The organism is Bathymodiolus platifrons methanotrophic gill symbiont, assembly GCF_002189065.1.
In the GTDB taxonomy this organism is placed as follows: Bacteria; Pseudomonadota; Gammaproteobacteria; order Methylococcales; family Methylomonadaceae; genus Methyloprofundus.
Genome location: NZ_BDMN01000122.1, coordinates 1 through 1834, shown reverse-complemented (window position 1 = coordinate 1834; position 1834 = coordinate 1). Strand labels below are relative to the sequence as shown.

Below are 1834 nucleotides of genomic sequence, written 5' to 3'. Positions count from 1 at the left end.
CTTATGCTTTAAAAACTAGGAAACTTCAGTAGGCAATAAAACCACGTTCAAACCAGGCAGAGCTACCCGCTATATCGGTAATACATTGAGCTAACCATCCTCCTGTACAGGATTCGGCTGTCACTATTTTGCTGTGTTTTTTGCTTAAGTATGCACCAAACTTTTCAGCAGCTAGGCTAAGATTCAGATTTGTATTCATAGGTACTTTTCTTGCTATTAATAGTAAAGCTATGGACAATACTTTGCTAAAATTAAGCGATATTATAAAGGTAATTTTTTAGCGGCTTTTAGAAATAACTGTAGAGCGTGGCTTTAGGAAACTGTGAAAGCATTCAAAAAATTCCCCTCCTTAGTTAAGGAGGGGTTAGGGGAGGTTTGTTATATTAAAACTAATCACGCAATATCAATGATGTATGTTTTTATACGATCCCCCCTCAATCCCCCCTTCTCAAGGGGGGAGGCTAAAAATAAATACTTTCACCGTCTCTTTAGCCCGATTTTATCAAGCTTCCGGCATTATGTGGACCACAATCAGGGTTCCTTAGCACTCAAGGATTAAAAAAAACATACATATGACAGATTTAGATTGGAATGACTATTCAGTAGAAACTCAGGCTATTAGAGCAGGGCATCAGCGCACTCATGAAGGTGAACATAGTATGCCTATCTACATGACCTCAAGTTACGTTTTTAAAAGTGCAGAAGAAGCGGCATTACGCTTTACCGGGCAGCAACCAGGTAATATATATTCAAGATTTACCAATCCGACTGTTGATACTTTTCAAAAACGCCTGGCACTAATGGAACAAGGTGACCGTTGTCTTGCCTTTTCTTCTGGTATGGCTGCTATTATGGCAATTGGTATGAGTCTGTTGAAGGCGGGGGATCATGTTGTCTGTTCGCGTAGTGTCTTTGGTAATACAGTGCTTACTTTCGAGAACTATTTTGCCAAATTTGGTGTTGAAACTACTTTTGTTGAGCTCTCAAATCTGGATGCTTGGGAAGCAGCGATACAGCCGAATACTCAATTTCTATTTGTCGAAACGCCATCAAATCCGTTAATGGAGTTAGTGGATATACGTGCATTAGCTGATATTGCCCACAAGAAAGATTGTCTGTTAGTGGTCGATAATGTTTTTTGTACCCCTATTATGCAAAAGCCCATAACACTAGGGGCAGATATCGTTGTGCATTCTGCGACTAAATACCTAGATGGGCAGGGGCGTTGTGTCGGGGGGGCTATCATTGCCAATGAAGAGATTATTGAAAAATCGATTTATCCTTATTTGCGTACTGGTGGGGCAACTATGAGTGCGTTTAATGCCTGGGTATTTCTATCTGGGCTGGAAACTTTAGCTATTAGAATGAAAGCCCATTGCGATAGCGCTTTTGAATTAGCAAAGTGGCTCGAAGGGCATGCGGCTGTGGGAAAAGTTCATTACCCGGGGCTAGAGTCACATGCACAACATGAATTGGCTAAACAGCAACAAGATCATTTTGGGGCGGTCGTTAGTTTTGAATTAAAAGGCGGAAAAGAACAAGCCTGGAAATTGATTGATGCTACGCAAATGCTGTCAATTACTGCTAATCTGGGTGATGTGAAAAGTACTATTACCCATCCAGCAAGTACAATACATGGTCGTTTAGCGCCAGAAGTACGCTTGCAGGCAGGTATTAAAGATAGTCTGGTCCGGGTGTCGGTAGGGCTGGAAAATATTGAGGATATTAAGCGTGATTTATTGCGTGGTTTGACACTGTAGGACCCTATCGAGGGTTACGTTTAGGATATAGGTCGTGCTTTGCTCGCATAAGCTAGAATAAGCTTATTCTTTAT

1 protein-coding gene and 1 pseudogene are annotated in these 1834 nt (G+C 41.2%); one reads left to right on the top strand and one right to left on the bottom strand.

Features of this window, described 5'->3' with window-relative positions:
* Positions 1-28 precede the first annotated feature (28 nt).
* Positions 29-199: pseudogene (locus CDZ78_RS07605) on the bottom strand (CinA family protein); the annotation flags it as partial.
* Positions 200-572: 373 nt separating this feature from the next.
* Here CDZ78_RS07605 and CDZ78_RS07600 point away from each other — a divergent pair.
* Positions 573-1760 carry an O-succinylhomoserine sulfhydrylase gene (locus CDZ78_RS07600; RefSeq protein ID WP_087869467.1) on the top strand — a complete coding sequence of 396 codons (1188 nt, stop codon included), beginning with the start codon at positions 573-575 and terminating at the stop codon, positions 1758-1760.
* Positions 1761-1834: the final 74 nt, after the last annotated feature.

Bases quoted from the DNA above. Each gene is read 5' to 3' on its own strand.
- CDZ78_RS07600 (WP_087869467.1), top strand. From the start codon at position 573: ATGACAGATTTAGATTGGAATGACTATTCAGTAGAAACTCAGGCTATT.